Source organism: Thalassotalea profundi (genome assembly GCF_014653195.1).
Taxonomy (GTDB): domain Bacteria; phylum Pseudomonadota; class Gammaproteobacteria; order Enterobacterales; family Alteromonadaceae; genus Thalassotalea_B; species Thalassotalea_B profundi.
On sequence record NZ_BNAH01000001.1, the window covers coordinates 325,848 to 340,620 of the forward strand.

Annotated in this window: 14 protein-coding genes and 1 other annotated feature; of the genes, 7 read left to right on the forward strand and 7 right to left on the reverse strand. The window is 36.6% G+C overall.

What is annotated here, in order from left to right:
• Window positions 1-384: 384 nt before the first annotated feature.
• From IE155_RS01435 to hisG, 7 genes are all read right to left on the reverse strand, one after another.
• Window positions 385-2,175, reverse strand: coding sequence for an integrase arm-type DNA-binding domain-containing protein (locus tag IE155_RS01435; protein ID WP_005492372.1), 1,791 nt, complete (start codon window positions 2,173-2,175; stop codon window positions 385-387).
• 270 nt (window positions 2,176-2,445) lie between these two features.
• The gene (gene hisA, locus IE155_RS01440; protein WP_189376299.1) at window positions 2,446-3,183 is read right to left on the reverse strand and encodes a 1-(5-phosphoribosyl)-5-[(5-phosphoribosylamino)methylideneamino]imidazole-4-carboxamide isomerase; all 738 of its coding nucleotides are present in this window, start codon (window positions 3,181-3,183) and stop codon (window positions 2,446-2,448) included.
• 128 nt (window positions 3,184-3,311) lie between these two features.
• Window positions 3,312-3,944 (reverse strand): imidazole glycerol phosphate synthase subunit HisH, encoded by a 633-nt coding sequence (gene hisH, locus IE155_RS01445; protein ID WP_189376446.1) that lies wholly within the window; start codon window positions 3,942-3,944, stop codon window positions 3,312-3,314.
• Window positions 3,945-3,961: 17 nt separating this feature from the next.
• Window positions 3,962-5,044, reverse strand: coding sequence for a bifunctional histidinol-phosphatase/imidazoleglycerol-phosphate dehydratase HisB (gene hisB, locus IE155_RS01450; RefSeq protein ID WP_189376300.1), 1,083 nt, complete (start codon window positions 5,042-5,044; stop codon window positions 3,962-3,964).
• A 1-nt stretch (window position 5,045) separates the two neighbouring features.
• A complete protein-coding gene (gene hisC / locus IE155_RS01455) occupies window positions 5,046-6,149 on the reverse strand; it encodes a histidinol-phosphate transaminase (protein WP_189376301.1) in 1,104 nt (367 codons plus the stop codon).
• Window positions 6,146-7,465 carry a histidinol dehydrogenase gene (gene hisD / locus IE155_RS01460; RefSeq protein ID WP_189376302.1) on the reverse strand — a complete coding sequence of 440 codons (1,320 nt, stop codon included), beginning with the start codon at window positions 7,463-7,465 and terminating at the stop codon, window positions 6,146-6,148. The genes hisC and hisD overlap by 4 nt, the downstream gene beginning before the upstream one ends.
• 13 nt (window positions 7,466-7,478) lie before the next feature.
• Window positions 7,479-8,378: an ATP phosphoribosyltransferase gene (gene hisG / locus IE155_RS01465; RefSeq protein ID WP_189376303.1), complete on the reverse strand. Its 900-nt coding sequence runs from the start codon at window positions 8,376-8,378 to the stop codon at window positions 7,479-7,481.
• A 115-nt stretch (window positions 8,379-8,493) separates the two neighbouring features.
• Window positions 8,494-8,630, reverse strand: a sequence feature (His leader region).
• A gap of 269 nt (window positions 8,631-8,899) precedes the next feature.
• On the opposite strand from hisG, the gene IE155_RS01470 reads away from it, so the two are divergent.
• From IE155_RS01470 to IE155_RS01500, 7 genes are all read left to right on the forward strand, one after another.
• The gene (locus tag IE155_RS01470) at window positions 8,900-9,244 is read left to right on the forward strand and encodes a hypothetical protein (protein ID WP_189376304.1); all 345 of its coding nucleotides are present in this window, start codon (window positions 8,900-8,902) and stop codon (window positions 9,242-9,244) included.
• A 90-nt stretch (window positions 9,245-9,334) separates the two neighbouring features.
• Window positions 9,335-11,257, forward strand: a complete 1,923-nt coding sequence (yoaA, locus tag IE155_RS01475; protein ID WP_189376305.1) for a DNA repair helicase YoaA — start codon at window positions 9,335-9,337, stop codon at window positions 11,255-11,257.
• Window positions 11,258-11,312: 55 nt separating this feature from the next.
• Window positions 11,313-12,005, forward strand: coding sequence for a tRNA (adenosine(37)-N6)-threonylcarbamoyltransferase complex dimerization subunit type 1 TsaB (gene tsaB, locus IE155_RS01480; protein WP_189376306.1), 693 nt, complete (start codon window positions 11,313-11,315; stop codon window positions 12,003-12,005).
• Window positions 12,006-12,070: 65 nt separating this feature from the next.
• Window positions 12,071-12,433, forward strand: a complete 363-nt coding sequence (locus IE155_RS01485; RefSeq protein ID WP_189376307.1) for a hypothetical protein — start codon at window positions 12,071-12,073, stop codon at window positions 12,431-12,433.
• Window positions 12,433-13,113, forward strand: a complete 681-nt coding sequence (locus tag IE155_RS01490) for a M50 family metallopeptidase (RefSeq protein WP_189376308.1) — start codon at window positions 12,433-12,435, stop codon at window positions 13,111-13,113. The genes IE155_RS01485 and IE155_RS01490 overlap by 1 nt, the downstream gene beginning before the upstream one ends.
• A 68-nt stretch (window positions 13,114-13,181) precedes the next feature.
• Window positions 13,182-13,775: a Slp family lipoprotein gene (locus IE155_RS01495; protein WP_189376309.1), complete on the forward strand. Its 594-nt coding sequence runs from the start codon at window positions 13,182-13,184 to the stop codon at window positions 13,773-13,775.
• Between the two features lie 18 nt (window positions 13,776-13,793).
• Window positions 13,794-14,654 (forward strand): alpha/beta fold hydrolase, encoded by an 861-nt coding sequence (locus IE155_RS01500; RefSeq protein ID WP_189376310.1) that lies wholly within the window; start codon window positions 13,794-13,796, stop codon window positions 14,652-14,654.
• The last annotated feature ends 119 nt before the right edge of the window (window positions 14,655-14,773 follow it).

Sequence of the window (14,773 nt, forward strand, 5' to 3'; positions counted from 1 at the left end):
GACAACAGGGGTTAAATAGAGTAACTTTTACGGCAGTAAAAATAGTTACTATTTAACATACCCTGCCATGCCGCCTTTTACCTATAATTATACAGAACTAACAATTGAAAATATAGTAACTATTTGTTTTGTATGAAAAATAAATTCTCATCAAGTATTTATTCGAAGTTTATTAATGAGATATAAACGAATTGTTTGAAAATTATTTTGTCCGAATTTACTGTGTAAATTACTGATACTATCTTTGGATATAAATCGAGGTTATTGTTAAGGTTAAAAACAAAATAGGGAACATGCATGCCAGTTGAACTAAAGGAAACATTAGTAATAGGTATCTCAGCAACAGCGTTTTGAATCGACAATGTTGTGGTAAATGACAAAATACTAGTCTCCAGCAAAATCTGAATCGTCAAACTCCGCAAACTCACTAGTAGTAAGCTCAAGTTTTTTGTATATGCTATGATTGAGGGTTTTTAATGCTAAAGCAATTCTAATTAAATCATTAGTTTTACGTGTCGCATCTTCACCATATTGTGCAGTTAATTCATCGATTATATCTTTATCAATACTTACATCTGAAATCTCAATTATTTGCTTTGATGGTTCAGGTTGTATCAACTTTGGAGATATATAGCTGTTTAGATAGTTAGCAATTTTCTCACTAGCATCTAATAATACTTGCCTATGTGTTTTAATATAGCCGCTTGTAACGTCGAAATAGTTTTGTGTATGGAACACTAATCGTTTTAATGTATAAATATTGATTTTGAGTTCATTGCCGTACGTGAGAAAGGTTTTTCTGTATATTCCAGTAGGGTAGAACCTAGTATTGGCTAGCTCTTGAATTTTTTTCTCATAGTGATGCTGATTAGGTTTAATGTGATTATTTTCAAGCACATTAAGAAATACATGATTGTGATCATAGTCATGTCTGATCTTAATCTCTCCTTTTTTCGCTTTATTTAATTTATCGGATTTAATTTCCTCCAGCTCTTTGATAACCAACTCAGCTTGCTGATTTAATGGAACACGATAAATTGGTTCTCCATTTTTAAGACGTTCTGCTGCTTCTTTGTCATTCCACGACACAACGGTATAAGTTTTATCGTTCTCTGAAATAGTTTCTATTTGATCCCATTGGATTCTAGCAACATCACCGGGCCTCCATCCAGTCCAAAACATGAAACGTAAAAAGTAATGTGCTCTGACTGCTCCCGGAATAGGTATATTGGTATACTTCATTTTAGGGTAGTCGTCTCTAGTCTCATTTTTAAGAGTTTTTAGTTGCATAATTGCTTGGTAATGGGCAGCAATGTGTTCTGTATCAAGACTTTCGTGGCGTCTTTTAGCTTTACCGCGGGGATTGTTCCACCGCCCTCGACCACGGTTCATGATTTTTATAGGGTTACGCTTAATATAATGCTCGTCATCCTGTTTTTCATTTACTATATCAATGGCCGTATCATATAGTGAGCCTAAAAACTGAATAACTCTATCGCCTTCTGTAAATGCTTTGTTATTACCGTGGCCGTGATTGTTAGTAATACTTTTATGGAAGCATAGAACTGCTTGGGAGGTAATGTCGTTTAAGTCAGCATCTAAAAGGCTTTTTAAATTATCGGTTTTACCTTTGAAAGTATTTGTATTGACCAATTGCGACTCAGCTTCTACATCCTGCCATTTTTGTTTTCTTTTTATGTGGATGTAGCTCAGAACATCCTTTTGACGCTCATATCTATCTCGCGTTTCTTTTTGAATTGTTCTGTTGTCCATGTATAAATTGTATGCATCTCGAATTGTGTAAACTCTGTTTTCACGTTTTTCTTTTTCAAGCTCTTCATACGGATCTTTTCCTCCTGCCATCCAAGAAATAAATTTGTAGGCAGTTTTTCTTGCTTTAAATAGGTCTATTTCATTTGCTTTGCCAATAACTCTTTTTTTTGCCCCTCCAGAGGCCCCCCTAATTCTCTTTTCGACAAAGTAGGTAGCATTACTGGAGGGATAAACTCTAATTCGTAAACCGTTAGCTGATTGATTCTTATCCTTGAAAACACGCTCTTCCTGTACCGGATATTTCGAGGTCAAAAGCTTTTTTATGTTGGTATGAGAAAAGGAAAAATCCTCCAGTTGATCTCTTGGAAAATACTCGGCGAGGTTACTTTCTTTATTAGCCACCTTAGCTCCTTATGAGTGAATAAATAGTGCATAGAACCTACATAAAGTAGCCTTTTTGCAGAGTGTCATAGGATACATATAGGCGACACTTGTTATTTATAATAGTCAATTGGAGACGTATAGGCTACATTTTTTATATTATTAATCTAATGGAGTGGATAGGGCTTACTACTTGACTATAGCTATAAGCCCTTTAAATGATTGGATTTTTTATTATTTTTTTAGTTTTTATTATTTCTTATAAATATCTGGTATCATACAGGCAAGGAATTATGCGTTTGGCCAGCATGCAATTGCCTCCTCTAGTGTAAATTTACCTTCTAGCAGTGAGCGACCTAAAATTACACCGGCTACGCCTGTGGGGATCAATGCTTTAATATCATCTAAGCTGCCAATACCACCTGAAGCTTGCCATTGAATATCAGGATATTTAACGCATAATTCTTTATAAAGCTCTACATTAGTGCCTGTTAAAGTTCCGTCTTTACTAATATCAGTACAAAGTACGTGTTTTATACCTGCGTCTTGGTATTGTGCTAGTAAATCTTCAAGGTTTACACCACTGTCTTCTATCCAACCATGAGTAGGTAGTGTTTTATTGCCTTGTTCATCTATTTTTATGTCTAGCGCTAATACTATTTTTTCACTGCCGTAAGTGGCTAGCCATTGGCTAACGAGTTCGGGTTGTTTAATTGCTAAGCTACCAATAACAACGCGGTTTGCGCCAAGCGCTAGTAATTGCTTTACGTCTTCTTCATTACGTATACCACCGCCTACTTGAATGATCATTGTCGGATGATTAACGACTGTCTTGAGAGTCTCTAATTGTCGTTTAGTGCTGTCTTTTGCCCCATCTAAATCAACAAAGTGCATTACGGTTGCGCCTGCATTAGCATAAGCGGCTTGTCGATCACTTGGTGAATACTGATAGTTTGTTTTCTGTGCATAATCGCCTTGATATAAGCGAACAACTTCGCCATTAATTAAATCTATTGCGGGGATCATCATAAACTACCGCTCCTAATGCTATTATTTTTTGCGATTACTGCTTCAAAATTACTCATTTATAATTATAAACTCCGTGATTTTCATTGTACTCACTTCAAATAGTTGCCATTTGAAGTGGTAATAGAATGTTATAAATTTAAAAAATTCTTAATAATTTTACTGCCTAGCTCACTTGAGCGCTCAGGATGAAATTGGCATCCGATAAAATTATCTTTTGCGATAGCCGCAGAAAATTCATTGCCATATTGGCAACTAGCGACGGTATATTCACTGACAGGTGCGGCAAAGCTATGAACAAAATAGAAGTAATCGCCAATATTAATCCCTTCAAATACGGGATGGTCAATCACTTTAGTGAGTGTATTCCAGCCCATATGAGGTAAACGTAAGTTATTTGCATCAAGTGGAATGATATCGGTTGGGATCAAACCTAAACATTCTATCGGTTGATTTGTTGCCCCTTCAACAGAACTACGTGCCATTAATTGCATGCCTAAACAAAACCCTAAAACGGGTTGAGTTAATTGCTGTAATGTTTCTACTAGGTCTTTTGCGCGAATATTTTCCATTGCATGGCGAGCGCTTCCTACGCCTGGTAAAATCACCTTGTCAGCCGATTTTATCAGGTCGATGTCATCCGTAACAACTACCTTAAAACCTAAACGTTCAACAGCAAATTGTACTGAGGATAAATTGGCGCAACCTGTATCAACAATAACGTTTTTAATTTCGCCTTCTAATAGGTTTTTTGACTTATTCATCATTGTTTGTGAACTCACTATAAGCTTCCTTTTGTGCTTGGGAGAACATCACCTTTTACGGTTATTGCTTGGCGAAGTGCGCGACCAAATACTTTAAATAGACTCTCAACCTGATGATGGCAATTCCCTTCAGTGGTTGATAAGTGCAATGTAATTGCCATTGAATCTGCTAGTGAACGGAAAAAATGTGAAACCATTTGTGTTGACATAGTACCCACTCTATTGTCGGTAAATTCTGCGTCAAACTCTAACCATGGGCGACCTGATAAATCGATAGCACATTCTGCACGGCATTCGTCCATTGGAAGAACAAAGCCAAAACGGCCAATACCGCGTTTATCACCAAGCGCTTGTTTTAAGGCTTGCCCTAGTGCAAGGGCAGTATCCTCAACACTATGATGTTCATCAATGTGATAATCACCATCAACACTAACACGTAAGCTAAAACCGCCATGAGTAGCTATTTGCTCAAGCATATGATCAAAAAAGCCTAGGCCGGTATTGATAGAAACAGGGGTGATACTATCAAGATTAACGTCAACGTTAATATCGGTTTCTTTCGTTGTTCGAGTAACATTTGCTTTACGTTGGGTCGTTAATAGTTGTTCAGCAATAGTGTTCCAGTTATTACTTTCTCTATTATATAAAAGTCCTTTAATACCCATATTATTGGCAAGTTGAATATCGGTTTCTCTATCGCCAATAACAAAAGAATTTGCAAAATTAACTCTACCTTGTTGGAGGTATTCGCTAACTAAACCTAATTTAGGTTTACGACAACTACAGTTTTCGTGATCAAAATGTGGGCATAATAGTACATCATCAAAAACAACGCCTTGTGACGAAAATAGATCCATCATTTTATTATGTGGTAAATCAAAGTCTGCTTGTGGGTAGCTGTCAGTACCTAAACCATCTTGATTTGACACCATGACTAAACGATAACCTTTACTTTGTAATGATAGTAGCACGGGTATTACATTAGGCTCGAATACTAACTTTTCTAAACTATCAACTTGCTTGTCGCTAATAGGTTCTTCAATTAGTGTACCGTCTCTATCGATAAATAATATATTTTGATTTTTTGTATTATTGGCCATGTTACTTCTCTGCTACTGGTGATGTTATGTCGGTTAATGCATTAGTTAAAGTTTGTTTTAAAATCGCTATTTCGCGTTCACTGCCAATACTAATTCGTAGGCAACTGTTAAGTTGGAGTTGCTTTGATTGGTCGCGAATTAAAATGCCTTGTTCAGCAAGAATGTTAAAAATTTCATCTTTATCTTTACAGGCAAATAAAACAAAATTTGCATCACTTGAATAAACTTTACTGCACCAAGTTTGTTCGCTTAACCATGTGATCAATTGTTGACGTAAAATTGTGGTTTCTTGTACCCGAATACGCATTTGTGCAAGGCCATCTTCAGATAAAACTGAGCTGGCAATTTCTGCTATGGGGGCAGGCACCGGATACGGAGCAATAACTTTACTTAACATGGTAATAATATCGTTATTTGCTAAGGTAAAACCACAACGTAATCCTGCAAGTGCAAAGGCTTTTGATAAGGTTCTAAGTACAACAAGATTAGGATATTGATCAAGCCAAGCCACCGCACTTTTTTCAGGGGAGAACTCTATATAGGCTTCATCTACAACCACAATAGCGCTATCAGCAAACATCTCAATTGCCGATTTTATTTGATCTTCGGCCAATAAGTTACCGGTAGGGTTACCCGGTGAACATAAAAACACAACTTTAACTTTACCTACGTGTTCTTTTAATCCTGCTAAGTCTAATTGGCAGTCTATTAGTGGGACTTTTGTTATACCTGCACCGTGGTTTTCCGCACTTATTGCATACATACCGTAAGTTGGTGGACAAATTAAAATATTATCTTGATAGGCTTTACAGAAAGTACGAATGAGTAATTCAATACCTTCGTCAGCGCCACGAGTCGCTAGTATTTGTGATTTTTCTAAATTGCAATAAGCGCTATAGGCATTGAGTAGGTTATCTGGTTGAAAATCGGGATAGCGATTAATGCAATCACTATTTACTTGATAAATACCTGGCCCAGAAGCTTCATTAGCATTTAACCAAATTTTAGAGTTAAATGAACCATTACCCGCTTGTAAACGCCTTGCTGATTGATAAGGGATCATATCTACCAATTCAGCACGTGCCAGTTTATTTGCTATGCTCATGACTTACTCCCATTACTTAATTCATCTAAACGAATTGTTACTGCACGTTTGTGGGCGTCTAATCCTTCAGCGTCAGTTAACTCAGTAATACAGGTTGCAATTGAGGCTAGCCCTTGAGGCGTTATTTCTTGTACCGTATAACGTCTTGAAAAGTCGGCTAATGATAAACTACTGATCACTTTAGAATAACCATAGGTGGGTAAAACATGATTAGTACCACTGGCATAGTCACCGGCTGATTCTGGTGTATAGGCCCCTACAAATATAGAACCAGCATTACGTAGCTTGGTCAACAATTCTTGAGCATTTCTCGTTTGAATAATTAAGTGTTCAGGACCATATTCATTTGATACTTCTGCTGCTTGCTCAAGGTCTTCGCATAAAATTAAACGACTTTGTTTTAATGCTTGCTCTGCAATATCTTTGCGAGACAACAATACAACTTGCTTATTAAGTTCTTGTTGTACGCCTTCAAGTAACGTTCGACTATCAGACAATAAAATAACTTGGCTGTCAGGGCCATGCTCTGCTTGGGACAATAAATCTGCGGCAATAAAGCTAGGATTGGCATTTTTATCACCAATAACTAGTACTTCTGATGGCCCCGCGGGCATATCTATTGCAAACCCCGTTACTAGTTGAGAAAGCTGTTTTTTAGCTTCGGTAACATACTTATTACCTGGTCCAAATATTTTATTAACGGGCTTGATGCTTTCTGTACCAAAAGCTAAGGCTGCACAGGCTTGAGCGCCGCCTACTGTATATATTTCATCTATTTCGCATAATTGCGCCGCTACAATTATTTCGTTTGCTATATTACCTTGCTTATCCGGAGGGCAAACTAAAACGGTACGTTTACAGCCTGCTAATTGCGATGGCACACCTAACATCAAGACCGTTGATGGTAATGGCGCACTACCTGCTGGAATATATAAACCGACACTTTCAATTGCTTCTGTTTTTAAGGTACAAGTGACACCTGGTGTTGTTTCTACAGTAATATCTTGGGCAATTTGTGCTTGATGAAAACGCTTTATTTGCCCATAAGCTGTTTCAATTGCCGCATAACGCTCAGCTGATAATGCCGATTTAGCATTATTTAAGACTTCAGGCGATAAGATTAAGGAACTAAGTTTAATACCGTCAAACTTTTCGGTTAATTCAAATACGCCTTTATCACCGTCATTTTTAACTTTATTCAAGATATTAGTAACTTGTTGAGATAACAAGCCGTTTTCAGCAATTGCAGGACGAGATAACACTGATTGTCGTGCTTGAGAGTCTAATGCTTGCCAATTGATAATTTCTTTAATCATTTTCTTGTCCGTGTTAACCCATCATCTTTTCAATTGGCATAACTAAAATAGAGTTACAGCCTAGCGCGTTTAATTTTTCCATGGTTTCCCAGAAAAAAGTTTCTGTGGCTACAACATGTACTGCAACTAAATCATCACGACCTGCTAATGGTAATATGGTTGGGGTTTCTTTACCTGGCATGAGTGCACTCACTTCATTAATTTTATCTTTTGGTGCGTGAAGCATAATGTATTTGCTTTCTTTGGCTTTCATCACTCCTTGAATGCGTGGCAATAATGTATCTAATATTTGTTGCTTGGGAGTTGAAAGTGATGATGCAGTTTGAATTAATGAGGCTTTTGAGCGAAAAATCTCTTCAACTTCAATTAAGCCGTTAGCTTCTAAGGTCGCACCAGTGGAAACTAAGTCGCAAATGCCATCAGCTAAACCTACACGAGGAGCTACTTCAACAGAGCCTTTTAATAAACAAAATTCAACATTTATACCTTGTTCGCGCGCATATCTATTTAGCAATTGCGGGTAGGTGGTAGCAAAACGTAAACCATCTAAACTTTTAACGCCTTGGTAATTAAAGCCTTCTGGCATTGCTATCGATAATCTACAACCGCCAAAATTAAGTCCTGTAGTACGTATATAAGCAGATTTATTGCCCATACGTTCACGTTCAAGTGCGGTTTCTTCTAATGTGTTGTCACCAACAATACCTAAGTCACATACACCGTCCATTACTAAGCCTGGAATATCTGAACTGCGAACTCGCATTATGTCAATTGGCATATTAGTAACATGTGCAAGTAAACGTCGATCACTTACGTTGAGTTTTAATCCGCACTTTTTCAGTAGAGCTTGAGTATCGTCGCTTAAGCGTCCTGATTTTTGCATTGCAATGCGTAATCGAGTTTCTGTTGTCATTGTGTTACTTCCTAATATGTTGAATTAATTAGTTAAATTATTTATAAAAGTATTAAAAGGTTTATATGAATAATGTTAAATATCTTCCTGTATATACAATTCATCAGTCCTAAAAATGCGAAAACCCCCGAGAGAGTTGAACTCTTTCGGGGGTTTAGAAAACTGATATAATTTAATTCTAATGCCGCTGAAAGGTTCATAGCCCTTCAGCGAATATACCTGAGAGGCTAATCCGTATGATGGTGATGATGGATAACAGTCAGGTTTAAAATCATTATTTTCTCTTTAAATTAGTTTTTATGTTATAACTTGGCGAAGTTTTATGTTAATCCGCTGTTATAACTCAATTACTATTTACATTACTGTTTAATCGGTCTTAGGGCAAGTATTTAATGCAATGTTATTATGAATATTTGTTCTAAAGCTATAATTAAAATTATAAATATGCCGATAACATAAGTATTAAGCCAAATGTTGTTTCATTATTTACAAAAAGAGTATTGATTAGGGAGGTAAATCTAGTGGATATTTTTACTACAGCACTCACTAAGGTTGTGCCTGTTACTATTAAACCTGAAACACTTAAAGTTAAAGCGTTATATAAGGATACTAAAGCTAAGCCTTTATCTGATGATAGTAATCGCTTGGAAAACCATGATTATTTTTATTTGATTAATGATAATCAGAAGGAAAAAGAAAAGGGAAAAGATCAAAAATCATCAGATAATCATTCAGATGAAAGCTTTGCACAAGGCATAAAAGCATCTGAAGATGTTATTATTCATAAAGATGAGATAATTCACCCTAAAGATCATAAAAAGAAGGAAGATGATGATGAAATAACGCATCTCGATATTTTTATTTAGCAAGGCGAACCTCTATTCGGATCTAGATATTACTGTTATTTCAATTTTAGCTCTTTATAATAGCGGCAACATTTCTTCGTTACTGTTCCAATGACACCAACAGAGCACGCGTTTTCTCAATCAGGTATTTTAGCCAAGGTATTAACGGGATATTCCCCCCGACAAGCACAAATTGATATGGCGCTTGAAGTTGAGCGTGTAATTGATGAAAAATCTAGCTTAATTGTTGAAGCGGGCACAGGAACAGGAAAAACGTTTGCTTATTTGATCCCTTCGTTGTTGTCAGAAAAAAAAGTGATAGTATCGACGGGAACAAAAAATCTACAAGAACAACTCTTTTATAAAGATATTCCTCTTATTCGTAAGGCGTTAGCCACTAATGCACAAATAGCATTGTTGAAAGGCCGCGCAAATTATTTATGTATTTATCGTCTTGATCTTTATGCCCGAGAAAGAGGGCAACTTGATGCGCAAATGCTTACAGATTTTGTCAATATTCGTACCTGGGCCAATGGTACTTCAAATGGTGACATTGGAGAATTAGTTAATGTTGCTGAAGACTCAAGTATATTTCCTTTTGTTACCAGTACTATTGATAACTGTTTAGCGAAAGAATGCCCTAATATTGAAGATTGCTATTTAATAAAAGCGCGAAAGAAGGCTATTGAAGCCGATGTTGTAGTGGTTAATCATCATTTGTTTTTTGCTGATATGGCACTTAAAGACACAGGTTTTGGAGAACTTATACCTAAAGCCGATGTTGTGATTTTTGACGAAGCTCATCAAATTCCAGATATTGCTAGTGAATACTTTGGAGAGTCATTTTCGACAAGACTAATATTGGATCTTTGTAGTGATGTATTGCAGCAATATCACACTGAATTAACTGATGTAAAACAACTTTCAAGAGCTGCAGAAAAACTTCAACGAACGGCGCAAGAGTTTCGCTTGTTATTTAGCCGAGATCCCGAAAGAGGTAATTGGCGAGAAAAAATAAAGCAGTCCCGTTTTGCTCAACTATTTTCTATATTAAAGGTTGATATTGACTTTTTATATCAAGTATTAAAATTGTGTATTTCGCGTAATGAAGCCATTGATAATTGTTTTGAGCGTGCAGTAAATATTTTGGCAAAATATGATTTAATGGCAAATGTTGAAGTTAATGGAATTAGCTTTTGGTATGAAACAACCCGTCGGCATGTTGTTTTACACATAACACCATTAACTGTTGCCGATAAATTTAGCGAGTATATAAAACAGTCAAATGCTGGTTGGGTGTTTACTTCTGCTACTTTAGCCGTTAATGAAGGGTTTAATCATTTCTCTGAGCAATTGGGATTAGAATCAGCGGCGACTTTATTGCTTGAAAGTCCATTTGATTATTTACATCAATCTCAATTGATTGTCCCTAGGTACTTACCTGATGCCAATCATGTGAGTCGCGCTCAATCCCTAGCTGATTTAGCTATACCATTAATTAATGCTAGCCAAGGCAGCTGTTTTATATTATTTACCAGCTATCGTATGTTAAATCAGGTTGCTGAAATTTTAGCGGAGAAAACAGACTTTCCTTTATTAGTTCAAGGACAGATGAGTAAACGCCTTTTACTTGATGAGTTTATTGGTAATGACCAAGCGGTATTGCTAGCAACAGCAAGCTTTTGGGAGGGAGTTGATGTACGTGGGGATAAACTTACTTGCGTTATTATTGATAAACTACCATTTGCCTCTCCAGACGATCCTATGTTACAAGCGAGAAGTGAAGATATTCGCCGTCAAGGTAAAGATCCATTCAGTGAAATACAGTTGCCACAGGCTGTGATTGCCTTAAAACAAGGGGTAGGGCGTTTAATTCGAGATGTAACCGATCAAGGTGTTCTGGTAATATGCGACGATAGGTTGGTTAATCGTCCTTATGGCGAAGTGTTTTTAAAAAGCTTACCCGATATGAGGCGAAGCAGAAATATTACCCAAGCAACTGAGTTTCTAAGTGCTTTACATCAAAATAGTTAAACCTCATAATCCACGGATTTACACTTTTACTGATTTACACAAATAGAGAAAGCATTTGAATTATTTGGCAATAGATGCATCCACTGAAGCATGTTCGGTGGCATTGAACTTTAACGATAAAATTTATCATCAATTTGAGCTGTGCCCGCAATCACACTCTACCGTTTTATTACCTATGATTGACAGTATATTAACTCAAGCTGGCTGTCAGTTAAGTGAGTTAAATGGTTTGATCTTTGGTAGAGGTCCTGGAAGTTTTACTGGTGTTCGTATTGGAATTGGCGTAGTGCAAGGTTTAGCCTTTTCAGCTGAATTAGAGGTTGTAGGTGTTTCTACTTTGCGGACTATGGCGCAACAAGCTTACGAGCTGTATCAACGAAAGCGTGTTGTTGCTGCAATTGATGCGCGAATGTCTGAAGTATATACCGGTTATTTTTCTGTTAACGCCCAAGGGATTATGGAACAACATTTACCTGAAGCGGTTATGCCTCCATCAGAATTGGTGAATTATTTAAAAGGGTTAGAAATTCCCGTTTATGGTGTTGGAACAGGTTGGGATGCGTATCCAGCGGATTTATCATCATTGAAAATTAATGAAGATAGCCCTGAGATACTTTACCCTGATGCTCGTTTCATGCTGAAAATTGGTATTGAAGACTTTAAAAAGGGCTTAGCTGTTTCGGCTGAACTTGCACAACCTGTTTATGTTCGTGATACGGTATCTTGGAAAAAATTACCGGGTCGTTAAACTTTTTAAACGTTATTTTTACTAGAAAGTTTGTTATTTGGTAAATATTTGATAAATTAAACGCTATGTATATTAATCATTCAAGCTCGAACCCACTTTTATCAAGTCAGGTTCAATCGACAAATAATAAAACGCAGGTTAATCATCAGCGTGAACAAACGCGTGCGAACGAGCAAGAGCAATCAGCACAAAAAGATCAATCGTTAAGCCAACAGCAGCGGCTTGATGTTGATCAGCAAGCATTATCCCGTATTGAACGTTATACAAGTGAACGTAATGATCAGTTTTCTCAAACCCGTTCAGTGAACGGAGGCTACGATCAGCCATCTGAAAAAAATCAATTAGCAGTCAATAGTTACCGTTCGATTGAAGCGATTTCTCAGCGAGAATCTATTAAACAGACATTTGGTGTTGATCTTTTTGCCTAATGACTAAAAAAGTAGTTTCTCAACCTTCATTTTTTACCCAATATTATTTTTATTTTGTTTTAGCCATCGCCGTGCTTTTAATGCAAGTTCCCATCATTTCTATTCCCTTTAAATGGTTGGAAAGTTACTTTCACGAAATTAGTCACGGTATTGCAGCATTGATTACCGGTGGTGAAATTATCAGAATTCAACTATTTGCTAATGGTGCAGGCTTATGTACTACGCGAGGGGGAAGTACTTTTTTAATAAGTTTCTTGGGTTATGCTGGGGCGGCATTGTGGGGCGTTGTTTATTATTTTATGGCAGGGTTCCATCACAGACTAACACAGGTGTTTTCGCTATTTTTGGCATTGTTATTTATCATCACTTTATTACTTTGGAGTCGTGATATATTAACTATTGCTATAGTTTTATGCCTATTAGCTATAGTGTTTATTAAGCTCAAATATGGCCAATCATTCTATTTAAGAATGAGTTTGCAAGTGACAGGAATTGTGGTGCTATTGAACAGTATGAAAAGCCCTTGGTATTTAATTGATGGCCGCAGTTTAGGTGACGGTAATGCTTTAGCTCAACAAACAGGCATCCCTGAATTTTTTTGGGTGATTTGTTGGTGTGTTATTAGTATTACTGGCATAGTAGTCATTGCAAAAATGAATATTCATAAAAACTATGGCTAATGCTGTTAGTCGCATACTTAAATGTACTATTAACTGGTAGTAAAGTCGCATTCAAATAAAGGTGTAATATGAAATCCAATATACTTATTACTTTAGTCTTAGCATCAACATTAAGTGCTTGTGCTAATATTCCAGATAAACTTGCTGTTGAAAAAACAACAAGGTTAATTCCTTTTGATTCAGCTAAAGCAGAGAAAGAGGCCAATATTGGTAACAGCGCTCGTTGGGGCGGAGTCATAGCAAAAGTTACCAATAATGCTAAAGACTCAATGTTAGAAGTAGTAAATTTTCCATTGACTTCTAGTGCTCGTCCAAAACAGCAAGATGAAACATTAGGTCGATTTCGCGTTTATTTTACTGGTTTACTTGATCCCGTTATTTACAAAGTAGGACGCAGTATTACGGCTGTAGGTACAATTAGTGCCCCAGAAGATGGAAAGATAGGTGAGCATGAATATCAGTATCCTGTATTAAAAGCTGAATACGTACATTTATGGAAAAACATTCAAAAAGTAGATGTAAATGTCATTAATAGTGGTTATTGGAATTCACCTATGTATTGGAATCAACCTCGTCCTTATTATCAACGCCCAATAATCATAAGAAAAAGCCACTCACCACAAAAACAATCGACCAGTGTAAAAAAAAGCTCTAGCCATTAACACAGCCAAGTTTTTTCAATGATACCCGAAGAGATTAGTTTTGATTTAGGAGAAATAACGCTGCGTGGAATGGCGTGGGGCAAGGAAAGTAATGAAATTATACTTTGCTTACACGGCTGGTTAGATAACGCGGCGAGCTTTTTGCCGATAGCACCTTATTTTCAAGGTAAGCGAGTTATTGCTATAGACTGGCCAGGGCATGGATTTTCTTCGCATCGAAGTCAAGATGCCCATTATCACTTTATTGATTATGTATATGATTTACTCAAGTTATTTGAATTAAATCAATGGCAGTCTATTGATATCATAGGACATTCAATGGGTGGGATGATTGCATCAGCGTTTACCGCTGCTTTTCCTGAGCGAGTAAATACACTTTCGTTAATAGATTCAATTGGATTCATTAGTGCAAAAGAGCATGAAAGTACTCAACAATTACGTGATGGTATGTTGAGCAGACTTGCTATTTCCACTAAAAAGAAAGCGGTACATCCTTTACTTTCATCAGCTATTAAAGCAAGAGTTGCAGTGTCTGATTTAACTTATCAAGATGCAGAACTTATTGTGAAACGGGGAGTTATTAAGCACAGTGATGGTTATATTTGGAGTTCAGATAATCGATTACGAATGACATCACCTTATCGCCTAACTTTGTCACAAGCCGAGCAATATATTCGAGATATTAGTAGGCCTGTACTTCTTGTTTATGGTGATAAAGGCTTGGATATGGTGACATTAGGTATTAAGAATTTTGGACCTTTGTTTAAATCATTATTAATGAAAAAACTATCAGGAGGGCATCATCTTCATATGGAAATTCCCGAATTAGTAGCAAAAGAAGTTTTATCTTTCATTAACGAAAATTCGTGTAATAATTAATCAATAACACGTTATTTTGAGTAAAACTATAGACATTGGACCTGTATTCAAGTAAAACGAAATTCAAACGAGTGTTTTAAATTTTAGCTGTCACTAAAACAATATAAAAAGCTAAAATT

Coding starts and splice junctions, on each gene's coding strand:
- hisA (WP_189376299.1), bottom strand. CDS start 3,183: ATGATGATCCCCGCAATAGATTTAATTAATGGCGAAGTTGTTCGCTTA.
- hisH (WP_189376446.1), bottom strand. CDS start 3,944: ATGAATAAGTCAAAAAACCTATTAGAAGGCGAAATTAAAAACGTTATT.
- hisB (WP_189376300.1), bottom strand. CDS start 5,044: ATGGCCAATAATACAAAAAATCAAAATATATTATTTATCGATAGAGAC.
- hisC (WP_189376301.1), bottom strand. CDS start 6,149: ATGAGCATAGCAAATAAACTGGCACGTGCTGAATTGGTAGATATGATC.
- hisD (WP_189376302.1), bottom strand. CDS start 7,465: ATGATTAAAGAAATTATCAATTGGCAAGCATTAGACTCTCAAGCACGA.
- hisG (WP_189376303.1), bottom strand. CDS start 8,378: ATGACAACAGAAACTCGATTACGCATTGCAATGCAAAAATCAGGACGC.
- yoaA (WP_189376305.1), top strand. CDS start 9,335: ATGACACCAACAGAGCACGCGTTTTCTCAATCAGGTATTTTAGCCAAG.
- IE155_RS01485 (WP_189376307.1), top strand. CDS start 12,071: ATGTATATTAATCATTCAAGCTCGAACCCACTTTTATCAAGTCAGGTT.
- IE155_RS01490 (WP_189376308.1), top strand. CDS start 12,433: ATGACTAAAAAAGTAGTTTCTCAACCTTCATTTTTTACCCAATATTAT.
- IE155_RS01495 (WP_189376309.1), top strand. CDS start 13,182: ATGAAATCCAATATACTTATTACTTTAGTCTTAGCATCAACATTAAGT.
- IE155_RS01500 (WP_189376310.1), top strand. CDS start 13,794: ATGATACCCGAAGAGATTAGTTTTGATTTAGGAGAAATAACGCTGCGT.